The organism is Pseudomonas putida, from assembly GCF_050990305.1.
GTDB lineage: Bacteria > Pseudomonadota > Gammaproteobacteria > Pseudomonadales > Pseudomonadaceae > Aquipseudomonas > Aquipseudomonas putida_AH.
The window spans coordinates 6,259,007-6,284,164 of the sequence record NZ_CP158817.1 but is presented as its reverse complement, the minus strand read 5'-3'; the positions used below and the strand labels follow the sequence as shown (position 1 = coordinate 6,284,164).

Genomic DNA, 25,158 nt, shown 5'->3' with positions numbered 1-25,158 from the left:
TAGGAGCTGCCGCAGGCTGCGATCTTTTGACCTTGTTTTTATAAAGATCAAAAGATCGCAGCCTGCGGCAGCTCCTACAGGATTCTCCGGGGCTTATGGCCATTTAAGCTTTAATTCAGACAGGCGTGATATCTCATCCGCCTGTTCTGATTCCGAGCCTGCTGCCAATGCGCCGATTTGCCCGCCCCAAGCCCCTGATCATCATCTTGTCGACGATCGCGCTGATCGTGCTGGTCGCCATCGGCCAATACCTGAGGCTGTTCGAGCGTGCCTGGTTTAACGTGTACACGCTTTGGCAGCCGATGAATGCTCAATCCATTGGTCTGGACCAGTATCGGGTGGTATTGGAGGGGCAGGTCATTGACGGGCTGGAGAGTGATGCTTCAGCGCTGACCTTCGACCCGGTGCGCAAAAGTCTGTTTACCGTCACCAACAAGAATTCCGAACTGATCGAACTGTCCCTCGATGGCAAAATTCTGCGGCGCATTAAGCTGGTCGGTTTTGGCGATTCAGAAGCTGTGGAATTCATCAGCACCGATACTTACGTAATTACCGATGAGCGCGAACAGCGGCTGATCAAGGTTCATCTGGAACCGGGTACCACCTTTCTCGATTCCGCCGATGCGGAACAGATAGCCCTGGGGGTGCACCTGCCTGGCAACAAAGGTTTCGAGGGGCTGGCTTACGATTCGGTGGGCAAGCGTCTGTTTGTCGCCAAGGAGCGCGACCCGATGCTGATTTACGAAATACACGGATTTCCGCACTTGAATCCGGAGAAATCCTACTCAGTGCACGTCATTAACAACCCCAAGCGTGACGCAGGAATGTTCGTGCGCGACCTGTCGAGCCTGCTGTACGACGAGCGCAGCGGTCATTTGCTGGCGCTGTCGGATGAATCGCGGCTGATTTTGGAGCTGGATGTGGACGGGCGGCCGCTGAGCACGATGGCCTTGCGCAAGGGAAGCCAAGGGCTGCAAAAAACCGTGCCGCAAGCGGAGGGGATCACCATGGACGGCGACAGTACGATTTACCTGGTGAGCGAGCCGAATCTGTTTTACGTCTTCAAGAAGCCAGCGCAGCCCTGACCGACATTGCCGATCACTGTAGGAGCAGAGCTTGCTCGCGTTAGCGGTACGCCTGGCACACCGCGTTATCGTTCATCGCGAGCAAGCATTGCTCCTACGGGTCAGGCTTTAAGGGTTTTCACGCCTTCAGGGGTCCCCAGCAACAGCAAGTCCGCAGGACGTGCCGCAAACAAGCCATTGGTGACCACGCCCACGATCGCGTTGATCTGCGTCTCCAGCTCCACCGGGTTGGTGATCTGCAGGTTGAACACATCAAGAATGATGTTGCCGTTATCGGTCACGACGCCTTCACGGTAGACCGGGTCGCCGCCCAGCTTCACCAGTTGGCGAGCCACATGGCTGCGGGCCATCGGGATCACTTCCACCGGCAACGGGAAGTTGCCGAGGACGGGCACCAATTTGCTGGCGTCGGCGATGCAGATGAAGGTCTGGGCCACGGCAGCGACAATCTTTTCACGGGTCAGGGCCGCGCCACCGCCCTTGATCAGGTTCAGGTGCTCGTCGCTTTCATCGGCGCCGTCAACGTAGAACTCCAGATTGCTCACAGTGTTCAGTTCATACACCGGAATCCCGTGGCCTTTCAGGCGTGCGGCGGTGGCTTCGGAGCTGGCGACCGCGCCATCGAATGCACCCTTGTGCTTGGCCAGGGCATCGATGAAGCAGTTGGCGGTGGAGCCGGTGCCGACCCCGACGATGCTCTTGTCGTCGAGTTTCGGAAGGATGAAATCGACGGCGGCCTGAGCCACTGCCTGTTTGAGTTGATCCTGGGTCATGCGGGCTCCGGAAGCGGGCAATGTGAACGGAAAGGCCGGCATTATAGGCTTCGGGGATGGGAAGGTCATTGCCCGATTGGCGGGTCAAATGCGCACACCGTGCGAGTCCGATAATTGTAGGAGCGATGCTTGCTCGCGATGATCGTGAACGATAATGCGAAAAACCAGGCACCCAGCGGCGCTCTTGGGTTTTTCGCGAGCAAGCTTCGCTCCTACAGGTAAAGAATCTTTTCGGTGGTTTTAAAGCCACCGGTTTAGTGTGGTCGTGCGGACAAAAGCCGGGTTAGACTCCGTGGTCCTGCCCAACCTGCTCAGTGATGCTTTCCGATGCTTGAACAGTACGTCAAAAAGATCCTCACCTCGCGCGTTTATGACGTCGCCGTAGAAACCCCGTTGCAGACTGCCCGCCAGCTTTCCGAGCGGCTGGGCAATGAGATCTGGCTCAAGCGTGAAGACTTGCAGCCGGTGTTCTCGTTCAAGATTCGCGGCGCGTACAACAAACTCACGCAACTGAGCGACGAAGAGCGCGCCCGTGGCGTGGTCACCGCTTCGGCGGGCAACCATGCCCAAGGCCTGGCCCTGGCGGCGAAAGTATTGGGCGTCAAAGCAACCATCGTCATGCCCAAGACCACTCCCGAGATCAAGGTCGAAGGTGTGCGCTCGCGCGGCGGTAAAGTAGTGCTGCACGGCGATTCGTTTCCGGAAGCCCTGGCCTACTCGCTGAAACTGGTCGACGAAAAAGGCTACGTCTACATTCACCCCTATGACGATCCCCACACCATTGCCGGGCAGGGCACGGTGGCCATGGAGATTCTGCGTCAGCATCCGGGGCGTCTGGATGCGATTTTCGTCCCGGTGGGTGGCGGCGGGCTGATCGCCGGTATCGCGGCGTACGTCAAATACCTGCGCCCGGACATCAAGATCATCGGTGTCGAGCCGGACGACTCCAACTGCCTGCAAGCCGCCATGGCGGCGGGGGAGCGCGTGGTACTGCCGACCGTGGGTATCTTCGCCGACGGAGTGGCGGTGGCGCAGATTGGCCAGCATACGTTCGATATCTGCAAAGACCATGTCGATGAAGTGATCACCGTGAGCACCGACGAGATCTGTGCAGCCATCAAGGATATCTACGACGATACCCGCTCGATCACCGAACCTGCTGGCGCATTGGGCGTGGCGGGGATCAAGAAATACGTTGAGCAACGCGGTGTCACCGGCCACACCTTCGTCGCCATCGACTCCGGTGCCAACGTCAACTTCGACCGCTTGCGCCATGTGGCCGAGCGCGCAGAACTGGGCGAGGGTCGCGAAGCCATCATCGCCGTGACCATCCCCGAGAAGCCGGGCAGCTTCAAAGCGTTTTGCGAAGCTATTGGCAAGCGCCAAATCACCGAATTCAACTACCGCTACAACACCGGCAGTGAAGCGCACATCTTCGTCGGCGTGCAGACGCACCCGGACACCGACCCGCGCAGTGCATTGATTGCCAGCCTCGGCGAGCAAGGTTTCCCGGTGGTCGACCTGACCGACAACGAGTTGGCCAAGCTGCATATCCGCCACATGGTCGGCGGGCGCGCGGCGCATGTGGTCGATGAAGTGATCCTGCGCTTCGAGTTCCCGGAGCGTCCTGGGGCCTTGTTCAACTTTCTCAACAAGCTCGGCGGGCGCTGGAATATCTCGATGTTCCACTACCGCAACCATGGCGCGGCGGATGGTCGTGTGGTCGCGGGCCTGCAAGTGCCGCACGATGAGCGTCATCTGGTGCCAGCGGCGCTGGAAGAAATTGGCTACCCGTACTGGGATGAAAGCGACAACCCGGCCTATCAGCTGTTTCTTGGCTGAACGGCTACGCTGATGGGCAAGGCATAAGGAAATCGAACCATGGAAACGTTAACGGCCCTGAAAACGGCTCACATGGTGGCGACGGCTGTGTTGCTGCTTTGCGCGATAGGTCTGGGAATCTGGGTCTGGTGGACTCGGCGTAAGGGGGATGCAACTGCAGCCAGTCGTACCCTGCAAGGGCCGCGTGTGTTCGTCTGGCTGTTGATGGGCCTGGCACTGCTGAGCATGCCGTTCACCGGGTGGTGGATGGTGCATCTGGTGGGCTGGCCGCTGGGGCAAACCTGGCTGCTGGGGTCGAGCGTGCTTTACACCGTGGCCGCGCTGGCGTGGTTCTGGTTGCTGGTGCGGCTGAACAAGCTGCGCAAGGCGCCGGGTGGAATGGGCAAGTTTACCTTTGCCTTGGCGCTGTTCAGTTTTGTCTGTTTCATCGCCATTGCCGGGTTAATGGGCGCCAAGCCGGTTTAACCGTGTCGTATTCTTCGCGGGCAAGCCTCGCTCCTACAGGATCGATATGAATCCGTAGGAGCGAGGCTTGCCCGCGAAGGCGATTTCAGCCGCGCAGGCTAATTACTGGCCAGCCACGCTTCTGGGCTTCAGCCCGCAGATTCGGATCCGGATCAACCGCCACCGGATTCGCCACCTGCTCCAGCAACGGCAAGTCATTCATCGAGTCGCTGTAGAAGTAACTGTCCTCCAGGTTGTGCCCGGTCTCTTCCAGCCAGCGGTTCAGACGCGTCACCTTGCCTTCGCGGAAGCACGGCACGTCGGTACTACGCCCGGTATAACGGCCATCCTGCATTTCGCATTCGGTGGCGATCAGGGTGTCGACACCCAGGCGCTCGGCAATGGGGCCTGTGACGAAGCGGTTGGTGGCGGTGATGATCACCAACTTGTCGCCAGCGTCGCGGTGCTTGGCCAGCAGTTCAAAAGCCTTGGGCAACATGAGCTGATCAATGCAGTCGCGCATGAAATCGTTGTGCCACTGGTCTAGTGTGGCCATCTCGGTACGACCAAGCACTTCCAGGCAGAAGTTCAGGTAGGCATCGTTATCCAGTTTGCCCGCCAGGTAGTCCTGATAGAACTCGTCGTTGCGCGCCTTATAGGCAACGGCGTCGAGCAAGCCGCGCTCACACAGGTAATCGCCCCAGGCGTGATCGCTGTCGCCGCCCAGAAGCGTGTTGTCCAAGTCGAATAAAGCCAAGCGCATTGCAGTTACTCGCTGAAAAGTCTGTCGAAAGGCGTCCAGAATACGGACTTTTCACAAGAGTGCACATAAGGTAGACCGGCGCGTTGCTGCCTTCACAACCTTTGTGGAACAATGCGGCGACATGCGTTTGCGAGGTTGTTGCCGTGATCGACCCCGATGGTTTCCGTCCTAATGTCGGGATCATTCTTACGAATGATGCCGGCCAGGTGCTATGGGCTCGCCGTATCAATCAAGATGCCTGGCAGTTTCCTCAAGGTGGGATCAACCCTCAGGAGACGCCGGAAGACGCCTTGTACCGCGAGCTGAACGAAGAAGTGGGGCTGGAGCGCGAAGATGTTGAAATACTCGCCTGCACCCGGGGCTGGTTGCGCTATCGTTTGCCGCAACGTCTGGTCAGGACGCACAGCCAACCGCTGTGCATCGGCCAGAAGCAGAAGTGGTTTCTCCTGCGCCTGATCTCCAACGAGCAGCGGGTGCGGATGGATTTGACCGGTAAACCGGAGTTCGATGGCTGGCGCTGGGTCAGCTATTGGTATCCGTTGGGCCAGGTGGTGACATTCAAGCGCGAGGTGTATCGACGCGCTCTCAAAGAGCTTGCCCCGCGCCTTTTAGCGCGCGACTGACGACGGAGTTCGACCCCGAGCCATGCTCAATACGCTGCGCAAGATCGTCCAGGAAGTTAACTCCGCCAAGGATCTCAAGGCGGCGTTGGGGATTATTGTGTTGCGCGTCAAAGAGGCCATGGGCAGCCAGGTCTGCTCGGTCTACCTGCTTGACCCCGAAACCAACCGTTTCGTGCTGATGGCCACCGAGGGCTTGAACAAGCGCTCGATCGGCAAAGTCAGCATGGCGCCCAATGAAGGTCTGGTCGGCCTGGTCGGCACGCGTGAAGAACCCCTGAACCTCGAAAATGCCGCGGATCACCCGCGTTATCGCTACTTCGCCGAGACCGGTGAAGAGCGCTATGCCTCGTTCCTCGGGGCGCCGATCATCCACCACCGCCGCGTCGTCGGCGTGTTGGTCATTCAACAGAAAGAACGTCGTCAGTTCGATGAAGGTGAAGAAGCCTTCCTCGTGACGATGAGCGCACAGCTTGCCGGCGTTATCGCCCATGCCGAGGCCACCGGATCGATTCGCGGCCTGGGCCGTCAGGGCAAGGGTATCCAGGAAGCCAAGTTCGTCGGCGTGCCGGGTTCGCCAGGTGCGGCGGTCGGCACCGCGGTGGTCATGCTGCCACCGGCCGATCTGGACGTGGTGCCCGACAAGACCATCACTGACATCGATGCCGAGCTGGGGTTGTTCAAGACCGCCATCGAAGGCGTGCGCGCCGACATGCGTGCCTTGTCCGCCAAGCTCGCCACCCAGTTGCGCCCGGAAGAGCGCGCCTTGTTCGACGTCTACCTGATGATGCTCGACGATGCGGCGCTGGGCAACGAAGTGACCACCGTGATCAAGACCGGGCAATGGGCCCAGGGTGCCTTGCGTCAGGTGGTGACCGATCACGTCAACCGTTTCGAATTGATGGACGATGAATACCTGCGTGAGCGGGCGTCGGACGTCAAGGACCTCGGTCGCCGGTTGCTCGCCTACTTGCAGGAGGAGCGCCAGCAGAATCTCGTCTACCCGGAAAAAACCATCCTGGTCAGCGAAGAGCTGACGCCGGCCATGCTCGGCGAGGTGCCGGAAGGCACGTTGGTCGGTCTGGTGTCGGTACTCGGCTCCGGTAACTCCCACGTGGCGATCCTGGCGCGAGCCATGGGCATTCCGACGGTCATGGGCCTGGTCGACCTGCCATACGCCAAGGTCGACGGCATCGAACTGATCGTCGACGGCAACCGTGGCGAGGTCTACACCAACCCTGGTGAAGTGTTGCGCAAGCAATTCGCCGAAGTGGTGGAAGAAGAGAAACAACTGGCCCTGGGCCTGGATTCCCTGCGCGACCTGCCCTGCGTGACCACCGACGGCCACCGCATGCCGTTGTGGGTCAACACCGGTTTGCTGGCGGATGTGGCCCGTGCACAGAAGCGCGGCGCCGAAGGTGTCGGCCTGTACCGCACCGAAGTGCCGTTCATGATCAACCAGCGTTTCCCGAGCGAAAAGGAACAGCTGGCGATCTACCGCGAGCAGCTCGCCGCGTTCCACCCGCAACCGGTCACCATGCGTACGCTGGATATCGGTGGCGACAAGGCGCTCTCGTACTTCCCGATCAAGGAAGACAACCCGTTCCTCGGCTGGCGCGGCATTCGCGTGACCCTCGACCACCCGGAAATCTTCCTGGTGCAGACCCGGGCCATGCTCAAGGCCAGCGAAGGCCTGAACAATCTGCGCATCCTGCTGCCGATGATCTCCGGCACCCATGAACTGGAAGAAGCCCTGCACTTGATCCACCGTGCCTGGGGCGAGGTGCGCGACGAAGGCTGTGACGTACCGATGCCGCCTGTGGGCGTGATGATCGAGATTCCGGCGGCGGTCTACCAGACCAAGGAACTGGCGCGGCAGGTGGACTTCCTGTCGGTCGGTTCCAACGACCTGACCCAGTACCTGCTGGCCGTGGACCGCAACAACCCGCGGGTGGCCGACCTTTACGACTACCTGCACCCGGCGGTGCTGCAAGCCCTGCAAACCGTAGTGCGCGACGCCCATGCCGAAGGCAAGCCCGTCAGTATCTGCGGCGAGATGGCGGGTGATCCGGCGGCGGCGGTGCTGTTGATGGCGATGGGGTTCGATAGCTTGTCGATGAACGCCACCAACTTGCCGAAGGTGAAATGGATGCTGCGCCAGATCAATCTGAGCAAGTCCAAAGAGTTGTTGGCCGAGCTGATGACCATCGACAACCCGCAGGTGATTCACAGCTCGCTGCAATTGGCGCTGAAGAACCTTGGGTTGGCGCGGATGGTCAGCCCGGCTGCGGTCAAAACCGTCTGAATTTGCGGCGCTCCCTTCGCGGGCAAGCCTCGCTCCTACAGGATCGATGTGAATCTGTAGGAGCGAGGCTTGCCCGCGAAGGCGTCCGTCAGTCACTACAACTCTAAAACCTGATTTCCACTTCCCCGAGATGCCCGCCATACGGCCCGAAACTTCTCTCGACCATATGCCGCGTGCCATCCGCCTGCACAATCAACGCCGTACTCGCCCGGGTTCCATAGCTCTGGCTGGCGATGAAGACACTCGACAGCAATGTCTCGGTCGCCAACCCGACCCCGGTGTCCGGCAGGTCGGCAAACGGTGCTTGTTGCGCATCGCTCAGCAAGGCCAGTAGCGCCTGGGGTTGCGGATCGTCCATTACCTCGCTCAACGCGGCCTTGGCCTTGAGCAGTTTCGGCCACGGTGTATCCAGCCCGGCATTCGACAATCCATACACGCCCGGTGGCAGCATCACCGCTTCCGATTCCCTGGCATTGAAATGCCAGAGCTCATGATGATTACCGATCAGCAGGTTAAATCCGCCATACTCCGGCGAACGTGCGACAACATCGGTTAAATAGTCATCAATCGGCAATTCTCCGGTAAGAAAACGCGCCACCAGTTCACCCCGGGACTTGCGCCCCGGTGGCCGATAAGGATCGCGGATGTTGGTCAACGCGGCGAATCGTCCGTTGGTACCGACCCCGAGCCAGGTACCGCCGGCCTCCAGATCGCGACCGGCGTATACCTGCGGTGCTTCGGGCCATGGCGCCAGCGGGAGGCTGGGGCGGGCATAGAACTCGTCACGGTTGGCCGCCACGATCAGCGGTTGGGTGTGACCCGGTCGCCAGGCGAAAACAATCAGGCACATAAGGTGATCCTTGTGTGTTTTTTGCCCACTCTACGCAGACATCGTGCGGGTATCCATCGCCATTGAGTGGAGCCCGAGGCCACGCTTCCGTTACCATGCCGCTCCGGTTTTGGGGTTGGGTGGGGACACAGCATGGAATTTCTGCTCTATCTGGCGCTCGGCGCCTGTGCCGGTGTGCTGGCCGGGTTGTTCGGCGTGGGTGGCGGAATCATCATCGTCCCCGTGCTGGTGTTCAGTTTCAAGGCGCAAGGTTTCGATCCATCGATCCTGACCCACCTTGCCATCGGCACCTCGCTGGCGACGATTATCTTCACGTCGGTCAACGCGGTACGCGAGCACCATCGCCGTGGCGCCGTGCGCTGGCCGATCTTTGTGTGGATGACCGTCGGTATCCTGATCGGTGCCGGTTTCGGCGCGCTGACGGCTGAAGCGATCTCCGGACCCAACCTGCAAAAAATCATCGGTGTGTTTGCCCTGGTGATCGCCGCACAGCTGGCGTTGGACCTCAAGCCCAAGGCCAGCCGAACGGTACCGGGCAAAGCCGGTCTGACCGTGGCAGGCAGCGTGATTGGCTGGGCCTCGGCGATTTTCGGAATTGGCGGCGGCTCGCTGACCGTGCCGTTTTTGACCTGGCGCAGTGTGCCGATGCAGCAAGCGGTGGCCACTTCATCGGCCTGCGGCCTGCCGATCGCTTTGGCAAGTGCATTAAGTTTCATGATTCTGGGCTGGCACGATCCATTGTTGCCGGCCCATAGTCTGGGTTTTGTTTATTTGCCGGCACTGTTGGGCATTGCCCTGACCAGCATGGTTTTCGCCCGCTTCGGTGCGCGGCTGGCGCACAACCTGTCGCCAAAGTTGCTGAAAAGACTGTTTGCCGCTTTGCTGTTCTGCGTTGGTCTGAACTTTCTAGTCTGAAGCATCTGCTCTGACGCGCAGCGCAATACTGGCTTAATCCTGAGGTGACAGCGTCGCCCGGGAATTTAGAGATTTGAACGTTAATAAGGAGTCGCAATGCTGCCTTACCCGCAGATCGACCCGGTGGCCCTGGCCATCGGTCCGCTGAAAATCCACTGGTACGGTTTGATGTACCTGATCGGCATCGGCGGCGCCTGGTTGCTGGCGTCGCGCCGGTTGAACCGTTTCGACCCGACCTGGACCAAGGAGAAACTCTCCGACATGGTGTTCTGGATGTCGATGGGGGTGATCGTCGGCGGACGCCTGGGTTATGTGCTGTTTTACGATCTGCATGCCTACCTGGCCAACCCGACGCTGATTTTCGAAGTGTGGAAGGGCGGCATGTCGTTCCACGGCGGCTTTATCGGTGTGATGTTGGCGGCGCTGTGGTTCGGTAAAAAGAACAACAAGTCGTTCTTCCAACTGATGGACTTCGTCGCACCGATGGTACCGATCGGCCTGGGGGCCGGACGCATCGGCAACTTCATCAACGCCGAGTTGTGGGGCAAGCCGACCGACGTGCCATGGGCGATGATCTTCCCGCCGTTCAGCGACCCGGCGCAGTTGCCGCGTCACCCGTCGCAGCTGTATCAGTTTGCGCTTGAAGGCGTGGCGTTGTTCCTGATCCTGTGGCTGTTCTCGCGCAAGCCACGGCCGACCATGGCAGTGTCCGGCATGTTCGCGCTGTTCTATGGCATCTTCCGTTTCATCGTCGAATTCGTCCGCGTGCCGGATGCACAACTGGGCTATCTGGCCTGGAACTGGCTGACCATGGGGCAGGTGCTGTGCGTGCCGATGATCCTCGGTGGTCTGTTGCTGATCTGGCTGGCGTATCGCCGCGCCCCGGCGTCTCCAGCGCCAGCCGTATAAATTCGAACCCCGCAGCGACGGCTGCGGGTTCAAGGACACAGGTAACTCATGAAGCAATATCTCGAACTGGTCGCCCATGTCATCAAGAATGGCACCAAACAAGCCAACCGCACTGGCGTGAACACCATCAGCTTTCCCGGCGCGATGCTGCGTTATGACCTGCAGGAAGGTTTTCCGGCGATCACCACGCGCAAGATGGCGTTCAAATCGGCCATCGGCGAGATGTGCGGTTTTCTGCGTGGCGTGAACAATGCCGCCGAATTTCGCGCATTGGGCTGCAAGGTCTGGGATCAGAACGCCAACGAAAACGCCCAGTGGCTGGCCAACCCGTTCCGTCAGGGCGAAGACGACCTCGGCGAAATCTACGGCGTGCAATGGCGCAAATGGCCGGCGTACAAGCAGATCCCGCTCAGCAACCCGGCCGCCATCGAACAGACCTTGAGCCAAGGCTATCGCCAGATCGCCGAAGGCGAGGAAGACGGCCAGGCCTATGTCGTGCTCTACAAAGCCATCGATCAGGTTCGCCAATGTGTCGATACCATCATCAAGGACCCGGGCAGCCGCCGCATCCTGTTCCACGGTTGGAACTGCGCCCAGCTTGATGAAATGGCCCTGCCGCCGTGCCACTTGCTGTACCAGTTCCACCCGAATGTCGAGACCAAGGAGATTTCCCTGACGCTCTACATTCGCTCCAATGACCTGGGTCTGGGCACGCCGTTCAACCTCACCGAGGGTGCCGCGTTGCTGAGCCTGATCGGACGCCTGACCGGCTACACGCCGCGCTGGTTCACCTATTTCATCGGTGACGCCCATGTCTACGAAAACCACCTGGACATGCTCAACGAACAGCTCAAGCGCGAGCCGTTCCCGATGCCGAAGCTGAAGATCTCCGACCGTGTGCCGGAGTTTTCCAAGACCGGTGTGTATCAGCCGGAGTGGCTGGAGCTGGTCGAACCGAGCGATTTTTCGCTGGAAGGCTACGAACACCATGCGCCGATGACGGCGCCGATGGCGGTCTGAGCGCCAGTCATAATTTCTGTAGGAGCCGAGCTTGCTCGCGATGGCGGCGACACATTCAACATTGATGTGTCTGACAAACCGCTATCGCGAGCAAGCTCAGCTCCTACAGGGTTTTGTGGTGTTTTTAGTGGCCGTGACTGCGGCCTACATGGGAATGCTCAACTTCCGTCGCAACAACCCCGCCACTGACTTCCAATCGCTGCAAGATCCCGCACTGATCGATACCCGGCCCTTCGCCACAACGTTGGCGCAGGTCGAGCAGTTGCGCCTGTAAAGCCAGCAATCCATCGATCCGCGCCTTGACGTGGTGAATGTGCTCGTCGATCAGCGCGTTGACGCTTTCGCACTGGTCCTGCGGACTGTCGCGAAAAGCCAGCAGGCTGCGGATCTCTTCGAGGGTCATGTCGAGGGTGCGGCAGTTGCGGATGAAGGTCAGGCGTTCGGCGTGGGCCTGGGTATAGACACGGTAATTACCGTCGCTGCGGGCCGGTTCCGGCAGCAGGCTTTCGCGCTCGTAGTAACGGATGGTTTCCACCGCGCAATCCGTCAGTTTCGCCAGTTCTCCGATCTTCATGACAGCGATCTCCAAAAATGGGTGCTTGACCCTATAGTGGCTACAGGGTCTTTACTTGGCAACAGGCACTCTTATGGACTCAACCAATGAGCGATTCCCTGCATATTCACAAACCCGGCGATGGACATGACCACAGTCACAAGCTGCAGCCTGTGCACAAACATTCCCACGGCGGTGATTCCTGCTGTTCCTCGAAGGCGGCATCCCCTGCGTTGATCCGGTTGAGCGAAGCGCCAAGTGCCGATGCACGACGCAGCCATTTCCGGATCGAAGCCATGGATTGCCCGACTGAACAAACACTGATTTCGAACAAGCTAGGAAAACTGACCGGCGTACAGCAGCTGGAGTTCAATTTGATCAATCGGGTGTTGGGCGTTACCCATAACTTGGCCAGTACCGCGCCGATCATCGACGCCATCAAGTCCCTCGGCATGCAAGCCGAGCCCTTGGAACAGGGCGCCGAAGCGCCATCACCCACACCCGAGAAAAAGCCCTGGTGGCCATTGGCGTTGTCCGGGGTCGGGGCCTTGCTGGCCGAAGTGATCCATTTCACCAGCGCCGCGCCGAACTGGGTGGTGGCGGTCATTGCTCTGATTTCGATCCTCAGCGGCGGTCTTGGCACCTATAAAAAGGGCTGGATCGCTCTGAAGAACCTCAATCTGAACATCAACGCGCTGATGAGCATCGCGGTGACGGGTGCGATTCTTATCGGGCAGTGGCCGGAAGCGGCGATGGTGATGTTCCTCTTTACCGTGGCGGAGTTGATCGAAGCCAAATCCCTGGATCGCGCACGCAATGCCATCAGCGGCCTGATGCAGATGGCTCCCGAGCAAGCGACGGTGTTGCAGGCCGACGGCAGTTGGCTCGCGCAGGACGTGAAAAGCATCGAGCCTGGGGCTCGGGTGCGGGTGCGCCCCGGCGAGCGCATTGGTCTGGACGGCGAGGTGCTGGCGGGCAACTCGACCATCGACCAGGCACCGATTACCGGCGAAAGCCTGCCGGTGGAGAAAACTGTCGGCAACAAGGTGTTCGCCGGCACCATCAATCAGGCTGGATCCCTGGAATATGCCGTGACAGCGGCGGCGAACAACTCGACCCTGGCGCGGATCATCCACGCGGTCGAGCAGGCGCAGGGTGCGCGGGCGCCGACCCAGCGGTTTGTTGATCAATTTTCGAAAATCTACACGCCTGCCGTATTCATCCTCGCACTGGCCGTGGCGGTGATTGCGCCGCTTTTCATGGGCCAATCGTGGTTCGACTGGATCTACCGCGCCTTGGTGCTCCTGGTCGTTGCCTGTCCCTGCGCCCTGGTGATCTCGACCCCGGTGACCATCGTCAGCGGCCTCGCGGCAGCCGCGCGCAAGGGCATTCTGGTGAAGGGCGGTGTTTATCTGGAGGGGGGCTACAAGCTCGACTACCTGGCCTTGGACAAGACTGGCACGCTCACCCATGGCAAACCGGTGCAAACCGATTACCTGTCGCTCGACCCAACGGCCGACGCCACGGCCCCGGCGATTGCGGCGGCGCTGGCCGGTCGTTCGGATCACCCGGTTTCGCGCGCCATTGCCAACGCAGCTGTGGATAAACAACAGGCGTCGCTGGCTGTGGATAACTTTGAAGCCCTGGGCGGGCGGGGCGTGCGCGGCGAGATCGATGGTCAGCTCTACCACTTGGGCAACCATCGACTGGTAGAGGACCTGGGTCTGTGCTCGCCTGCGCTGGAAGAGAAACTGTTTGCCCTGGAGAAACAGGGCAAGTCCGTCGTGCTGTTGCTCGATCAATCCGGTCCGTTGGCACTGTTTGCGGTCGCCGATACGGTGAAGGATTCCAGCCGCGAAGCGATCCAGCAGCTGCACGAACTGGGTATCAAAACCCTGATGCTGACCGGTGACAACGTGCACACCGCCCAGGCGATTGCCGCACAGGTTGGCATCGATCAGGCCCAGGGCGACCTGTTGCCGACCGACAAGCTGCAAGCCATCGAAGCCCTTTATGCACAAGGTCACCGCGTCGGCATGGTCGGCGACGGCATCAACGATGCGCCGGCACTGGCGCGTTCGGAGATTGGTTTCGCCATGGCCGCCGCAGGCACTGATACCGCCATCGAAACCGCCGATGTCGCCTTGATGGACGACGATTTGCGTAAAATCCCGGCCTTTATCCGCCTGTCACGGCAGACGTCCAGTGTCCTCAAACAGAACATCGCCCTGGCTTTGATCATCAAGGCGATCTTTCTTGGGGTAACCTTCGCCGGGCTCGCTACCATGTGGATGGCGGTGTTTGCCGACATGGGCGTGAGCCTGTTGGTGGTGTTCAACGGTTTGCGTCTGCTGCGCAAATAAATGAAGAGGGATGGTTGTGCTGAGTGCCGAGCTGAAGGCGTTTTACATGGTTGCCCGCCTGGGCAGCATTACCTTGGCAGCGAAAAAACTCGGCCTGAGCCAGCCCACGGTGACGACCCAGATTCGCAATCTGGAAAGCCAGTACTCGGTGGAACTGTTCTACCGTGGCGGGCGTCGCCTGAGTGTCAGCGATGAGGGCGCGCGTCTGCTGCCGATGGTCAAGACGCTGATGCAACAGGAAGCCGACATCGAGTTTTTCCTGCGCAACAGCGGGCAGGTCCAGGGCACGCTGCGCATCGCCGCCACGGCGCCGTATTACATCCTCGACCTGGTGAAAACCTTTCGCGAGCGTCTGCCTCAGGTGGAAGTGTCGGTGGAGATCGGCAATTCCCAGCAGGTGCTCGAAGCGCTGGAGGAATACCGGGTCGATGTCGCGGCGTCTTCGCAGTTGCTGGAAGATGCGCGATTGATTCGGCGGGTGCTCGGCAGCGATCCGCTGGTGCTGGCAGTACATCGCAGTCATCCGTTAGCCATCCACGACCACGTGCCGCTCAGCGCACTGGCAGGACATACGTTGTTGATGCGCGAGCCGGGCTCGACCACACGGCGCATGACCGAAGAGTTGCTGGCCGGCGCCGGGGTGAGCCTGGGACCATTGTTGGAGATCGGCAGTCGCGAATCCATCCGCGAGGCGGTGTTGCGCAACATCGGCATCAGCCTCATCGCCCGTCAGGAAGTGCCCCATGACCCGCAACTGCGGGTGCTGACCATCGAGAATGCGCCGTTGTTGCCGGAATATCTGTATTGCCTCAAGGAACGCAAAAACGCACGGTTGCCAGCGGCGTTTCTCGGAGTGGCGCAGGAAATGTCTCCGGCCTAGAAGATCAAAAGATCGCAGCCTTCGGCAGCTCCTACAGGATGTACGCGTGCCCCTGTAGGAGCTGCCGAAGGCTGCGATCTTTTTGGGGCCAACCCAAATCCGCGAATACCACTATCGGCCGTTTTTGCCTTACTGCCATATGACGGACGCATTACAACTCTAGGATGGCCTGCATCTGTTAGATGAGGTCCGTCCATGAACAACTCGATCGCCACTGCCCTGACCAATCCCGGCGCGCCCATGAACGTACGCGGCGTGCACAAGCGTTTCGGTGCCTTCACCGCGCTGGATAACGTGTCCCTCGACGTGGCGGCCGGTGAGCTGGTGTGCCTGCTCGGGCCTTCCGGGTGCGGCAAGACCACTTTGCTGCGCTGCATCGCCGGTCTGGAAAAGCAGGACAGCGGTGAGTTGTACCTGGGCGATCGCGACGTTTCCCACCTCGCGCCTCAAGCTCGGGACTACGGCATTCTGTTCCAGTCCTACGCGTTGTTTCCCAATCTCACTGTCGAAGCCAACATCGCCTACGGCCTCGCTAACGCCAGCCGCGACGAAGTGCGCCAGCGTGTCGCGCAGATGCTCGAACTGGTTGGCTTGAGTGGAAGCGAGAAAAAGTACCCAGGCCAATTGTCTGGCGGTCAGCAACAACGGGTCGCACTGGCTCGGGCCTTGGCGCCGTCACCGTCGCTGCTGTTGCTGGACGAACCGATGTCGGCCCTCGACGCCCGCGTCCGCGAGCACCTGTGCACCGAGCTGCGCCAGCTGCAACGGGAGCTGGGCATCACCACCCTGATGGTCACCCACAACCAGGACGAGGCCATGCTGATGGCCGACCGTATCGCTGTGATGAACAACGGCAAGGTCGAGCAATACGCCACCCCGCAGGAAATCTACAACCGCCCGGCGACGCCCTTCGTGGCGGAGTTCGTCGGACAAGGCAACTGGTTGCCGTTCGACAGCAGCAGTGACAACCACGCGCGTGTCGGCGGGATGAACATGCGCCTGGCTGACGGCAGCGCCAAGTCGACCTCGGGCCGTCTGTTCTGCCGTCCGGAAGCGATCAACGTCAATCCGCTGGTGCACGAGGAAAACCTGTTCCCGGCCAAGGTCCGAGAAATCACCTTCCTCGGCAATCGCTGCCGCATGAGTTTTGAACTCGACCATCTGCCGGGCCACGCCTTGCTGGCGGAACTGGCGCCGGAAGCCATGCCGCGTCTCGGCGCACAGCAGATCATGGTCGCCTTGCCACCGCGCAGCCTGCAGGTATTCGCCTGATGAGCGCGAACATCGCGCTGCCGCTACCGCGCAAGCAGGTGCGGGCAGTCTCTCGTGCCGAGATTGGCGACCGGCTTTTCGTGGTCGGCGGCACGGTTTTGTTGCTGGTGCTGCTCGGCGTCGCCGTGCTGATGCCGCTGCTCGCCATCTTCTGGCGCGGCTTCAGCTCCGAAGCCGGGCAGGGAGGTGGTTGGGTCGCAGCGAAGGAACTGGTGACCAGTGCGAACTTTCACTGGTTGCTGGGCAATAGTCTTAAGGTGTCCCTCAGTGTCGCAGCCATCGTCGTACCGCTGGCCTACCTGTTTGCCTATGCCCTGCAACGCACTTTGATTCCGGGCAAAGGCATCTGGCGCGGCATATCGCTGCTGCCACTGATGGCGCCGTCGATGCTGCCCGGTATTGCGCTGGTTTATCTGTTCGGCAATCAGGGCATGTTGCGCGGATTGCTCTCGGACAATATCTACGGTTTTTGGGGCATTGTGCTGGGTGAGGTGATCTACACCTTCCCACACGCCTTGATGATTCTGCTGTCGGCCCTGTCCCTGGCCGATGCGCGATTGTTCGATGCCGCGTCCAGCATGGGCGCAAGTCCGGCAAAAGCTTTCCGCAGCATCACCTGGCCGGCCACCCGTCAGGCGGTGTTCGCCGCGTTTTGCCTGGTGTTCACCTTGACCATCACCGACTTCGGTGTGCCCGTGGTGGTCGGTGGCGACTATCAAGTGCTGGCGCTGGAAGCGTACAAGGCCGTGGTCGGCCAGCAGCAGTTCGGTCGCGGTGCCTTGATCGGCATGGTGTTGCTGCTTCCGGCGCTGTTCAGCTTCGGGGTCGATGCCTGGTTGCGTCGGCGTCATGGCGACTCCATGAGCGGTCGGGCGCAGGTCTTCAAACCGGAGCCGTCGAAGCTGCGTGACGGTTACTACCTGGCCATCGTGTTGCTGATCTGCGCGGCGTTGCTGCTGGTGTTCGGCATGGCGGTGTTCTCGTCGCTGGTGAAGTTCTGGCCCTATAACCTGTCGCTGTCGCTCAACCATTACCAGTTCAACGACACAGCCGGTGGTGGATGGCTGGCCTACGGCAACAGCGTGAAGATGGCCTTGTACACGGCACTGATCGGTAGTGCGCTGATTTTCACCGGCGCCTACCTGATGGAAAAAACCAGGGGCCAGCGCGGCTTGAACCTGACCCTGCGCATGCTCAGTTTCGTACCGATGGCAGTGCCGGGGTTGGTGCTCGGCCTGGGTTACGTCTTCTTCTTCAACCTCACCGGCAACCCGCTGCACGTGCTCTACGGGACCATGACGTTGCTGGTGGTCTGCACCATTGCTCACTATTTGACCACCGCGCAGATGACTGCGACCACGGCACTGCGCCAACTCGATGCCGAGTTCGAAGCCGCCGCGCTGTCGCTCAAGGCACCGCTGTACCGGCACTACCTGCGGGTCACCGTGCCGATCTGCCTGCCAGCGTTGCTGGACATCGTGCGCTACCTGTTCGTTTCGGCCATGACCACCGTCTCGGCGGCGATCTTCCTCTACAGCCCCGACACCATCCTCGCGGCAGTGGCGGTGCTGAACATGGACGACGCCGGCAATGTCGGCGGCGCGGCGGCGATGTCGACCCTGATTCTGATTACCTCGGCGGGCGTGTCCCTGCTGCTGGCCTGGGCTTCGCGCGGTTTGCTGCGTCGCTCCCAGGCCTGGCGACAGACCGCGCCCGGTCATTGATTCGCAGCTCTTAGAAAACCAAAGCCCCTCAACTCAAAAACAGGAAAAGATCATGTTCAAGCCTATGGCCCTGGCCGCTGCTGTCCTCACCGCTTTCAGCCTGAACGCATACGCTGCGAAAACCGAGTTGACGGTGTACACCGCCCTCGAAGCCGAACAGCTGAAGTCCTATAAAGAAGCCTTCGAAAAGGCCAACCCGGACGTCGAGATCAAGTGGGTGCGCGACTCCACCGGCATCATCACGGCCAAGTTGCTGGCGGAAAAAGAGCGCCCGCAGGCTGACGCGGTGTGGGGCCTGGCGGCTTCAAGCCTGGCGATACTCGATCAGCAAGGCATGCTGCAAAGCTACGCTCCGAAGGACCTGGGCAAGATCGGCGGCAACTACCGCGACGCCGCCAACCCGCCAGCCTGGGTTGGCATGGATGTGTGGGCTGCGACCATCTGCTACAACACCGTCGAAGCCGAGAAGCAAGGCCTGACCAAGCCGGTGAGCTGGCAGGACCTGACCAAGCCTGAATACAAAGGCAAGATCGTCATGCCGAACCCGGCCTCGTCCGGTACCGGTTTCCTCGATGTCAGCGCCTGGTTGCAAACGTTCGGCGAGAAGCAGGGCTGGCAGTACATGGACGACCTGCACCAGAACATCGGCCAGTACGTTCACTCCGGCTCCAAGCCGTGCAAGTTGGCTGCCGCCGGCGAGTTCCCGATTGGTATTTCTTTTGAATACCCGGCTGTTCAGTTGAAACGTCAGGGCGCTCCGCTGGACATCATCCTGCCGAAGGAAGGCCTGGGCTGGGAGATCGAAGCCACCGCCGTGATCAAAGGTACCGCGCACGAAGACGCGGCGAAGAAACTCGCCGACTTCTCGGCCAGTCCGCAGGCGATGGAGCTGTATAAAGAGAACTTCGCGGTGCTGGCTCAACCGGGCATCGCCAAGCCGCAGACCGAATTGCCAGCCGACTATGAGCAGCGTTTGATCAAGAACGACTTCGCCTGGGCCTCGAAGAATCGCGACGAGATCCTGACCGAGTGGCGCAAGCGCTATGACGGCAAGTCCGAGAAAGTGGCGGCCAAGTAAGGTTTTCGTCGTCTGAATGGGCCCCATCGCGGGCAAGCCTTGCTCCTACAGGTTACGTGTTGATCGCAGAATTTACGTACGACACATAACTTGTAGGAGCAAGGCTTGCCCGCGATGACGGTCTACCCTTCAACGCAAATCCCACGTCATCGAGAGACTTCTGATGAACCCCAACGAACGAACCGTCGCCAAGGTCTTCGCCCTGTACGAGCGCTTCGGCGCCGCCGATTACATTGGCGAGCCGGTATCGCAGATCGAGCATATGTCCCAGGCCGCGCAGTGTGCGATGGCCGAAGGCTTCGATGATGAGGTTGTGCTCGCCGCGTTCTTCCACGACATCGGGCACATCTGCGCTGAGGACGCTGAGAACATGGGCGGCTTTGGCGTGGTCAGCCACGAGCGACTGGGCGCCGATTACCTGCGCAGCGCAGGTTTCAGCGAGCGTATGGCGCGGTTGGTGGAGTACCACGTTCAAGCCAAGCGTTACTTGACGCTCAGGGAGCCGGGGTACTACGAGCGCTTGAGCGAAGCCAGTCGCCGGACCCTGGAGTATCAAGGCGGGGTGATGACCGACGCCGAAGCGGATGCCTTCGAGCAGGATCCGTTGTGCGAAGTGAGTTTGCGCATGCGCCAGTGGGATGAATTGGCCAAGGAGATGCATGTGCCGGTGATTGACCTTGGCATCTTGAAGGAAAAAGCAGTGCGACTATTGGCTGCATAATTCTGCTAAATCGAGGTGCGTCCTTCGCGAGCAGGCTCGCTCCCACAGGGGAATGCGATCAAAACTGTGGGAGCGAGCCTGCTCGCGAAGGGGCCGGTCGGGTCATTAAAGCTGCTGCGCCAGTGCTTCGATTTGTTCCTGCCGCTCCGCCTGATTCAACTTTGCATGCGGATTGAGCGACGACCACTGCGGATGCGCCCGCGCCTTGCCCAGGGCTTCCGGCAGTTTGCCTTCGCGCCAGGATTTTTCTTGGGGCGTATCCACCTGAATGCTGTCCATCGCCGCATGCCCTCGGGCCTCCAGCGCTTGCAGCAATTGCCGCTGCCGTAGCGCAAGCAGGCGCAGCACATTGTCATCCACCGTCAGCTCACGCTGGCCCTTGATCTTGCCCAGCAACCGGCTGCCGTAACTGCGCGCGGTTTGCAGGGCGCCACCGGCAATGGCGCCGGCCAGTGCGGCGGCGCCGAGGGTAATGCCACCCACCAGCAAGTCGACCCCGGCCCCGGCTGCCGCCCCTGCCGCGATCCCTCCACCGACCCGTACGCCCAATTGCTTGAGGGTTTCCGGGTTGAACAGGTCATCGCCCCAGCGACCGTCAAGCAGCGGCAAGTCGCTGGCCGCCGCGTCCTGTGGGCGAAAAGCATAGAGCTTGAGCAATGATTCGACGCAGCGCTGTTCCCGTTGGCGAACGGCTTTGCGCAGTTCGCTGATGGCTTGCTGTTCCTGCTCGGCATCGCTGACCACACTGCGGCGGCAGGCCGCGCAATCGATCAATAATTCGGCGATCAGCCGCGCTGCACTTTGCTGTCGCGCCTGACGTTGCGCCTGCTGATCGGCAATCAACCTTTCTAGTTGTGGGCGTGCATGCTCCAGCAACAGTGCGAGGCTTTCATAGAGTCGACGCTCGCCATCCTCCGGCGGTGCGACGCTGTCAAAGCGCACCAGCGCATGCAAGCCCAAACGAGCCAGTGCTTCACGCCAGGCTGGCTCGCGGTGGTTGTCGCTGCTGACAAAATTCAGCACCGGCAGCAACGGTTTGCCGCAGCCGGCCAGCACTTCCAGTTCGTCTCGGTACTTGGCCAGTACGGGTTCGCGGGCATCGATTACATAGAGGCCGGCATCGCAGGTCAGCAGCTGGCGCAGCACCTTGGCTTCCTGTTCGAAACGTTGCCGCGCTTCGCTGCCCTCAAGGAATCTCGACAGCCGCGCCGGGCCGTCGAGACGTTCGCCGGGACGCTCCAGGCGTTCGAGGTAATCGAGAAGGGCGATGGCGTCTTCAAGGCCAGGGGTATCGAACAGGTCCAGTAAAGGCTCGCCGTCCACGGATAATCGAGCGCCCTCAACATGCCGCGTGGTACTGGGGCGGTGGGAGACTTCGCCAAATCCCACGTCGCGGGTCAGGGTGCGCAACAACGAGGTTTTGCCGACGTTGGTATGGCCGACCACGGCGAGCTTCAGCGGTTTAATCATGGCCTGTCTCCAGCCAATTCAACGGCGCGCAATCGGCGAAGGGTAGCTCCAGCTGTTGCAGCGCCACATGCCAATCGCCGAGGCGGTCGGCGTCCAGCGCTTCGCCCGTCGGTGCCTGTAACAGCCACACGCGGGTGGCGCTGGCATTGCGGGCCAGCTCGGCGATCAGCGCCAGGCTGCCACGATCCGGCGAGCGTCGCGGATCGCAGGCGATGGCCAGGCGAGCCGGGGGAAAACGGCTCAACTGTTCGAGCAGTTTGTGCCGCGATTCGCGACTGTCGAGGATACCGGCGTTGCTGACGTTTTTCGGCAGTTGTGGTGGCCATGGGCGTTGATCGTCCAGTTCGATGGCGACCAGCAACGCCCCATCTGACTGCGCTTCGCTGACCCCGCTTTCGACCCGATGCAGTTGCTCGGGCGCCGCATCGCTGATGCCCAGGCGTTCGCTGGTGGGCATCAGGCGCTCGCGCAGTTGCGCGTAGCCGGGCAGGTTCAGGTCCAGGTGCAAGGCTGCTTTGCCCGATTTCCAGCGCCACAGGCAAAACAGCGCCAGCAGCAGGCGCGGCAAGACGCCATAGACCAGCAACACGCCCACCAACCACGCGGCCCACGCCTGACGGGCGCTCTCGATGTTCAGCGCGGCATCGCCGCTGGCACGGATCATCTCCACGGTCGGCACGCTAAAGCCGAGCAGGGCGGGCAGGGCACCGAGGGCTTGAGTCACAGTGATAAAGGTATCGGCGCCGAGGATGGTGGTTTCCCAGACAAAGCCGTAACGCCGGGTCGCCATCAGCGTCAGCAGAATGACCAACGCACTGAGCATTGCCAGCAGCCACATGCTATTGACCAGCACGCCGATGGCCCAGCGATTGAGTTTTTGTCGTTGCAATAACAAGAGCAGGGCGGGCGCCAGTTGCGCGGCCTTGGCGTCGCGGGCGAGTTTTTCGCTGAGCCACAGCCACAGGCGTCCGAGGCTGGCGCCGTGTTCGCCGGCAAACACCAGGCCCAACGCCCAGCTCAACAGCAGAATCAGGTTGAGCCCGAGCAGACTGCCCAAGGCCCAGAACACGTTCACCGGCGTCTGGCCGTCACCCAGCGCGGCAAACGCCAGGCCGGCGCCGCTGACCACGGCCAGCACCGTCAACACGATCAGCGCCAGCCGCGCCCCTTGCAGCCAGTGCTTGAGCGCGTCGCTCAAGCCATCCCGTTCGGCCAGCCACAGGGCACGGCGTTGAATGCGTGTCGGCAAGTCGCCACCCGCGCTGCGGGCCAGGCGGTTGGCTTCCAGATCTTCCAAGGGGCCTGCGTGCTCTTCGCGCAGGCGGATGGTTTCTGTCAGCCAGAGGTTATTCAGTTCAGTCACGCGGCATCCCGTCGCTCAATTGAGCTGTGAGCATAACCGCTGTGGCGCTTATCGGCGAAAGCAAGGCTCTGGTATCCTCGCCGGCATGACTAAAACACTCCCCTTAAGCCTGATCGCAGCCCTCGGTGAAAACCGTGTGATCGGCGTCGACAACAGCATGCCCTGGCACCTGCCGGGGGACTTCAAATACTTCAAGGCCACCACCCTGGGCAAGCCGATCATCATGGGTCGCAAGACCTGGGATTCCCTCGGTCGTCCGCTGCCCGGCCGATTGAACATCGTGGTCAGCCGTCAGGCGGATCTGGTGCTGGAAGGCGCCGAGGTCTACCCGTCGCTGGAAGCCGCCGTGGTTCGCGCCGAAGAATGGGCGAAGGAACAGGGTGTCGATGAGCTGATGCTGATTGGCGGGGCGCAGTTGTATGCGCAAGGGTTGGCGCAGGCTGATCGGTTGTATTTGACGCGTGTGGCGTTGAACCCGGAAGGGGATGCGTGGTTTCCGGAGTTTGATCAGCAGCAGTGGAAACTGGTGTCCAATGTTCCGAATCCGGCGGAAGGCGACAAACCAGCGTACAGCTTCGAAGTCTGGGAAAAGGCCTAAGAGCATCGCGGGCAAGCCTTGCTCCTACAGGTCAATGCGTGCTCGCGATTGACGAAACTCTGTAGGAGCGAGGCTTGCCCGCGAAGAGGCCAGATCAGGCGCTGAAGAATTTAAGCATGCGCCAACGCCGCATGTTCATCCGCATCCAGCACGTCTTTATCCGTCTGCTGCATCACCTGGCTGGTAATCGCCCCGGCCGTGATCGACCCACTCACGTTCAACGCCGTACGCCCCATATCGATCAACGGCTCGACCGAAATCAGCAACGCCACCAGTGACACCGGCAAACCCATCGCTGGCAGCACGATCAGCGCGGCAAAGGTCGCCCCGCCACCCACCCCGGCCACACCGGCCGAGCTCAGCGTCACAATCGCCACCAGCGTCGCGATCCACAGCGGGTCCAGCGGATTGATGCCCACAGTCGGCGCTACCATCACCGCGAGCATCGCCGGGTACAGACCGGCGCAACCGTTCTGGCCAATGGTCGCACCGAACGAAGCGGCGAAGCTGGCCACGGACTGTGGAATGCCCAGGCGGTTGGTTTGCGCTTCGATGCTCAACGGAATGGTCGCGGCGCTGGAGCGGCTGGTGAAGGCGAACGTCAGCACTGGCCAGATCTTGCGGAAGAAACGCAGCGGGTTGATCCCTGCAACGGACACCAGCAGGCCATGGACGACGAACATCAGACCCAGGCCGATGTAGGACACCACCACGAAACTGCCGAGTTTGATGATGTCCTGCAGGTTGGAGCCAGCGACAACCTTGGTCATCAGCGCCAGTACACCGTAAGGGGTCAGTTTCATGACCAGGCGCACCAGGCGCGTCACCCAGGCTTGCAGGGTGTCGATGGCATTGATCACTTTCTGACCTTTTTCCACGTCATCCTTGAGCAGTTGTAGCGCGGCGACCCCCAGGAAGGCGGCGAAGATCACCACGCTGATGATCGACGTCGGCTTGGCCCGCGCCAGATCGGCGAATGGGTTTTGCGGGATGAATGACAGCAATAGCTGCGGCACATTCAGGTCGGCGACCTTGCCCGCGTAATCGGACTGGATGATTTGCTGACGGGCCAGTTCCTGGGTACCGGCGACGAGGCCTTCAGCCGTCAGGCCGAACAGATTGGTCAGGCCGATGCCGATAAGCGCAGCAATCGCGGTGGTGAACAGCAGCATGCCGATGGTCAGGAAGCTGATCTTGCCCAGCGACGAAGCATTGTGCAGGCGGGCCACGGCGCTGAGGATCGAGGCGAATACCAGTGGAATCACGATCATTTGCAGCAGTTGCACGTAACCGTTGCCCACCAGATCGAACCAGCCGATCGAAGTTTTCAGTACCGGATTGCCGGTGCCGTACACCGTGTGCAGCGCGACACCGAATACCACGCCCAATACCAGTGCGAGCAGGACTTTTTTGGCCAGGCTAAACGTAGTGTGGCGGGTTTGTGCCAGGCCCAGCAGCAGGGCGAGGAACACCAGCAGGTTGAGAATCAGCGGCAGATTCATTGGAACTCCCATTAGACATGTGCCAACTGCCTTCCGGGGCAGCTGCGAACCGACAAGCCTAACAGCTTGATTTACAATGAATTAATACCGAAAACGTCTGGTCACCGT

The 25,158-nt window shown here is 60.7% G+C and carries 22 protein-coding genes; 15 read left to right on the top strand and 7 right to left on the bottom strand.

Features of this window, described 5'->3' with window-relative positions:
* Positions 1-167 precede the first annotated feature (167 nt).
* Positions 168-1,085: an SdiA-regulated domain-containing protein gene (locus ABTV22_RS28600; RefSeq protein ID WP_433737688.1), complete on the top strand. Its 918-nt coding sequence runs from the start codon at positions 168-170 to the stop codon at positions 1,083-1,085.
* A gap of 101 nt (positions 1,086-1,186) precedes the next feature.
* Here the strand turns inward: ABTV22_RS28600 and rpiA are convergent, their stop codons facing one another.
* A complete protein-coding gene (rpiA, locus tag ABTV22_RS28595; RefSeq protein ID WP_433737687.1) occupies positions 1,187-1,858 on the bottom strand; it encodes a ribose-5-phosphate isomerase RpiA in 672 nt (223 codons plus the stop codon).
* Between the two features lie 327 nt (positions 1,859-2,185).
* On the opposite strand from rpiA, the gene ilvA reads away from it, so the two are divergent.
* Both ilvA and ABTV22_RS28585 read left to right on the top strand, forming a co-directional pair.
* On the top strand, positions 2,186-3,700 hold the full coding sequence (gene ilvA / locus ABTV22_RS28590) for a threonine ammonia-lyase, biosynthetic (protein WP_121104196.1): 1,515 nt from the start codon (positions 2,186-2,188) through the stop codon (positions 3,698-3,700).
* A gap of 39 nt (positions 3,701-3,739) precedes the next feature.
* Positions 3,740-4,165 carry a DUF2269 domain-containing protein gene (locus ABTV22_RS28585; protein ID WP_433737685.1) on the top strand — a complete coding sequence of 142 codons (426 nt, stop codon included), beginning with the start codon at positions 3,740-3,742 and terminating at the stop codon, positions 4,163-4,165.
* An 85-nt stretch (positions 4,166-4,250) separates the two neighbouring features.
* On the opposite strand, the gene ABTV22_RS28580 is transcribed toward ABTV22_RS28585, so the two are convergent.
* Positions 4,251-4,907, bottom strand: coding sequence for an HAD family hydrolase (locus ABTV22_RS28580; protein WP_433737683.1), 657 nt, complete (start codon positions 4,905-4,907; stop codon positions 4,251-4,253).
* 143 nt (positions 4,908-5,050) lie between these two features.
* Here ABTV22_RS28580 and ABTV22_RS28575 point away from each other — a divergent pair, with 143 nt between their 5' ends.
* On the top strand, positions 5,051-5,530 hold the full coding sequence (locus ABTV22_RS28575) for an RNA pyrophosphohydrolase (protein ID WP_007897732.1): 480 nt from the start codon (positions 5,051-5,053) through the stop codon (positions 5,528-5,530).
* Between the two features lie 22 nt (positions 5,531-5,552).
* Positions 5,553-7,832, top strand: coding sequence for a phosphoenolpyruvate--protein phosphotransferase (gene ptsP / locus ABTV22_RS28570; RefSeq protein ID WP_433737682.1), 2,280 nt, complete (start codon positions 5,553-5,555; stop codon positions 7,830-7,832).
* Positions 7,833-7,935: 103 nt separating this feature from the next.
* Here ptsP and ABTV22_RS28565 read toward each other — a convergent pair whose 3' ends face one another.
* Complete coding sequence (locus ABTV22_RS28565; protein ID WP_433737681.1) at positions 7,936-8,682, bottom strand: NRDE family protein; 747 nt, start codon at positions 8,680-8,682, stop codon at positions 7,936-7,938.
* A gap of 132 nt (positions 8,683-8,814) precedes the next feature.
* Here ABTV22_RS28565 and ABTV22_RS28560 point away from each other — a divergent pair, with 132 nt between their 5' ends.
* The 3 genes from ABTV22_RS28560 to ABTV22_RS28550 all read left to right on the top strand — a co-directional run bounded on the left by ABTV22_RS28560 (position 8,815) and on the right by ABTV22_RS28550 (position 11,526).
* Entirely contained in the window at positions 8,815-9,597 is a 783-nt protein-coding gene (locus ABTV22_RS28560; protein WP_433737680.1) for a sulfite exporter TauE/SafE family protein, read from the top strand.
* A 96-nt stretch (positions 9,598-9,693) separates the two neighbouring features.
* Positions 9,694-10,506: a prolipoprotein diacylglyceryl transferase gene (gene lgt, locus ABTV22_RS28555; RefSeq protein WP_433737679.1), complete on the top strand. Its 813-nt coding sequence runs from the start codon at positions 9,694-9,696 to the stop codon at positions 10,504-10,506.
* A 48-nt stretch (positions 10,507-10,554) separates the two neighbouring features.
* Positions 10,555-11,526 (top strand): thymidylate synthase, encoded by a 972-nt coding sequence (locus tag ABTV22_RS28550; RefSeq protein WP_433737678.1) that lies wholly within the window; start codon positions 10,555-10,557, stop codon positions 11,524-11,526.
* 124 nt (positions 11,527-11,650) lie between these two features.
* Here the strand turns inward: ABTV22_RS28550 and cadR are convergent, their stop codons facing one another.
* Positions 11,651-12,100, bottom strand: a complete 450-nt coding sequence (cadR, locus tag ABTV22_RS28545; protein WP_433737677.1) for a Cd(II)/Pb(II)-responsive transcriptional regulator — start codon at positions 12,098-12,100, stop codon at positions 11,651-11,653.
* Between the two features lie 86 nt (positions 12,101-12,186).
* On the opposite strand from cadR, the gene ABTV22_RS28540 reads away from it, so the two are divergent.
* The 6 genes from ABTV22_RS28540 to ABTV22_RS28515 all read left to right on the top strand — a co-directional run bounded on the left by ABTV22_RS28540 (position 12,187) and on the right by ABTV22_RS28515 (position 20,117).
* Positions 12,187-14,442, top strand: a complete 2,256-nt coding sequence (locus tag ABTV22_RS28540; protein ID WP_433737676.1) for a heavy metal translocating P-type ATPase — start codon at positions 12,187-12,189, stop codon at positions 14,440-14,442.
* Positions 14,443-14,458: 16 nt separating this feature from the next.
* The gene (locus tag ABTV22_RS28535) at positions 14,459-15,322 is read left to right on the top strand and encodes a LysR family transcriptional regulator (RefSeq protein WP_433741529.1); all 864 of its coding nucleotides are present in this window, start codon (positions 14,459-14,461) and stop codon (positions 15,320-15,322) included.
* A 195-nt stretch (positions 15,323-15,517) separates the two neighbouring features.
* Positions 15,518-16,594: a putative 2-aminoethylphosphonate ABC transporter ATP-binding protein gene (locus tag ABTV22_RS28530; protein WP_433737675.1), complete on the top strand. Its 1,077-nt coding sequence runs from the start codon at positions 15,518-15,520 to the stop codon at positions 16,592-16,594.
* A complete protein-coding gene (locus tag ABTV22_RS28525) occupies positions 16,594-18,318 on the top strand; it encodes a putative 2-aminoethylphosphonate ABC transporter permease subunit (RefSeq protein WP_433737673.1) in 1,725 nt (574 codons plus the stop codon). Before ABTV22_RS28530 ends, ABTV22_RS28525 begins: the two co-directional genes overlap by 1 nt.
* A gap of 52 nt (positions 18,319-18,370) precedes the next feature.
* The gene (locus ABTV22_RS28520) at positions 18,371-19,396 is read left to right on the top strand and encodes a putative 2-aminoethylphosphonate ABC transporter substrate-binding protein (protein ID WP_433737672.1); all 1,026 of its coding nucleotides are present in this window, start codon (positions 18,371-18,373) and stop codon (positions 19,394-19,396) included.
* Positions 19,397-19,559: 163 nt separating this feature from the next.
* Positions 19,560-20,117, top strand: coding sequence for a phosphonate degradation HD-domain oxygenase (locus ABTV22_RS28515; protein ID WP_433737671.1), 558 nt, complete (start codon positions 19,560-19,562; stop codon positions 20,115-20,117).
* A gap of 105 nt (positions 20,118-20,222) precedes the next feature.
* Here the strand turns inward: ABTV22_RS28515 and ABTV22_RS28510 are convergent, their stop codons facing one another.
* Both ABTV22_RS28510 and ABTV22_RS28505 read right to left on the bottom strand, forming a co-directional pair.
* On the bottom strand, positions 20,223-21,587 hold the full coding sequence (locus ABTV22_RS28510; protein WP_433737670.1) for a GTPase/DUF3482 domain-containing protein: 1,365 nt from the start codon (positions 21,585-21,587) through the stop codon (positions 20,223-20,225).
* On the bottom strand, positions 21,580-22,950 hold the full coding sequence (locus ABTV22_RS28505) for a DUF2868 domain-containing protein (protein ID WP_433737669.1): 1,371 nt from the start codon (positions 22,948-22,950) through the stop codon (positions 21,580-21,582). Before ABTV22_RS28505 ends, ABTV22_RS28510 begins: the two co-directional genes overlap by 8 nt.
* An 85-nt stretch (positions 22,951-23,035) precedes the next feature.
* Between ABTV22_RS28505 and ABTV22_RS28500 the strand changes: the two genes are divergently transcribed.
* Positions 23,036-23,548, top strand: coding sequence for a dihydrofolate reductase (locus ABTV22_RS28500; RefSeq protein WP_433737668.1), 513 nt, complete (start codon positions 23,036-23,038; stop codon positions 23,546-23,548).
* 110 nt (positions 23,549-23,658) lie between these two features.
* Here ABTV22_RS28500 and ABTV22_RS28495 read toward each other — a convergent pair whose 3' ends face one another.
* Complete coding sequence (locus ABTV22_RS28495; RefSeq protein WP_433737667.1) at positions 23,659-25,050, bottom strand: L-cystine transporter; 1,392 nt, start codon at positions 25,048-25,050, stop codon at positions 23,659-23,661.
* Positions 25,051-25,158: the final 108 nt, after the last annotated feature.

What these genes read in the sequence shown, in the direction of transcription:
- ABTV22_RS28530 (WP_433737675.1), top strand. Translation starts at nt 15,518, where the DNA reads ATGAACAACTCGATCGCCACTGCCCTGACCAATCCCGGCGCGCCCATG.
- ABTV22_RS28565 (WP_433737681.1), bottom strand. Translation starts at nt 8,682, where the DNA reads ATGTGCCTGATTGTTTTCGCCTGGCGACCGGGTCACACCCAACCGCTG.
- ABTV22_RS28510 (WP_433737670.1), bottom strand. Translation starts at nt 21,587, where the DNA reads ATGATTAAACCGCTGAAGCTCGCCGTGGTCGGCCATACCAACGTCGGC.
- lgt (WP_433737679.1), top strand. Translation starts at nt 9,694, where the DNA reads ATGCTGCCTTACCCGCAGATCGACCCGGTGGCCCTGGCCATCGGTCCG.
- ABTV22_RS28600 (WP_433737688.1), top strand. Translation starts at nt 168, where the DNA reads ATGCGCCGATTTGCCCGCCCCAAGCCCCTGATCATCATCTTGTCGACG.
- ABTV22_RS28580 (WP_433737683.1), bottom strand. Translation starts at nt 4,907, where the DNA reads ATGCGCTTGGCTTTATTCGACTTGGACAACACGCTTCTGGGCGGCGAC.
- ABTV22_RS28550 (WP_433737678.1), top strand. Translation starts at nt 10,555, where the DNA reads ATGAAGCAATATCTCGAACTGGTCGCCCATGTCATCAAGAATGGCACC.
- ABTV22_RS28515 (WP_433737671.1), top strand. Translation starts at nt 19,560, where the DNA reads ATGAACCCCAACGAACGAACCGTCGCCAAGGTCTTCGCCCTGTACGAG.
- ABTV22_RS28585 (WP_433737685.1), top strand. Translation starts at nt 3,740, where the DNA reads ATGGAAACGTTAACGGCCCTGAAAACGGCTCACATGGTGGCGACGGCT.
- ptsP (WP_433737682.1), top strand. Translation starts at nt 5,553, where the DNA reads ATGCTCAATACGCTGCGCAAGATCGTCCAGGAAGTTAACTCCGCCAAG.
- ABTV22_RS28540 (WP_433737676.1), top strand. Translation starts at nt 12,187, where the DNA reads ATGAGCGATTCCCTGCATATTCACAAACCCGGCGATGGACATGACCAC.
- ABTV22_RS28520 (WP_433737672.1), top strand. Translation starts at nt 18,371, where the DNA reads ATGTTCAAGCCTATGGCCCTGGCCGCTGCTGTCCTCACCGCTTTCAGC.
- rpiA (WP_433737687.1), bottom strand. Translation starts at nt 1,858, where the DNA reads ATGACCCAGGATCAACTCAAACAGGCAGTGGCTCAGGCCGCCGTCGAT.
- ABTV22_RS28495 (WP_433737667.1), bottom strand. Translation starts at nt 25,050, where the DNA reads ATGAATCTGCCGCTGATTCTCAACCTGCTGGTGTTCCTCGCCCTGCTG.
- ABTV22_RS28500 (WP_433737668.1), top strand. Translation starts at nt 23,036, where the DNA reads ATGACTAAAACACTCCCCTTAAGCCTGATCGCAGCCCTCGGTGAAAAC.
- cadR (WP_433737677.1), bottom strand. Translation starts at nt 12,100, where the DNA reads ATGAAGATCGGAGAACTGGCGAAACTGACGGATTGCGCGGTGGAAACC.
- ilvA (WP_121104196.1), top strand. Translation starts at nt 2,186, where the DNA reads ATGCTTGAACAGTACGTCAAAAAGATCCTCACCTCGCGCGTTTATGAC.
- ABTV22_RS28560 (WP_433737680.1), top strand. Translation starts at nt 8,815, where the DNA reads ATGGAATTTCTGCTCTATCTGGCGCTCGGCGCCTGTGCCGGTGTGCTG.
- ABTV22_RS28525 (WP_433737673.1), top strand. Translation starts at nt 16,594, where the DNA reads ATGAGCGCGAACATCGCGCTGCCGCTACCGCGCAAGCAGGTGCGGGCA.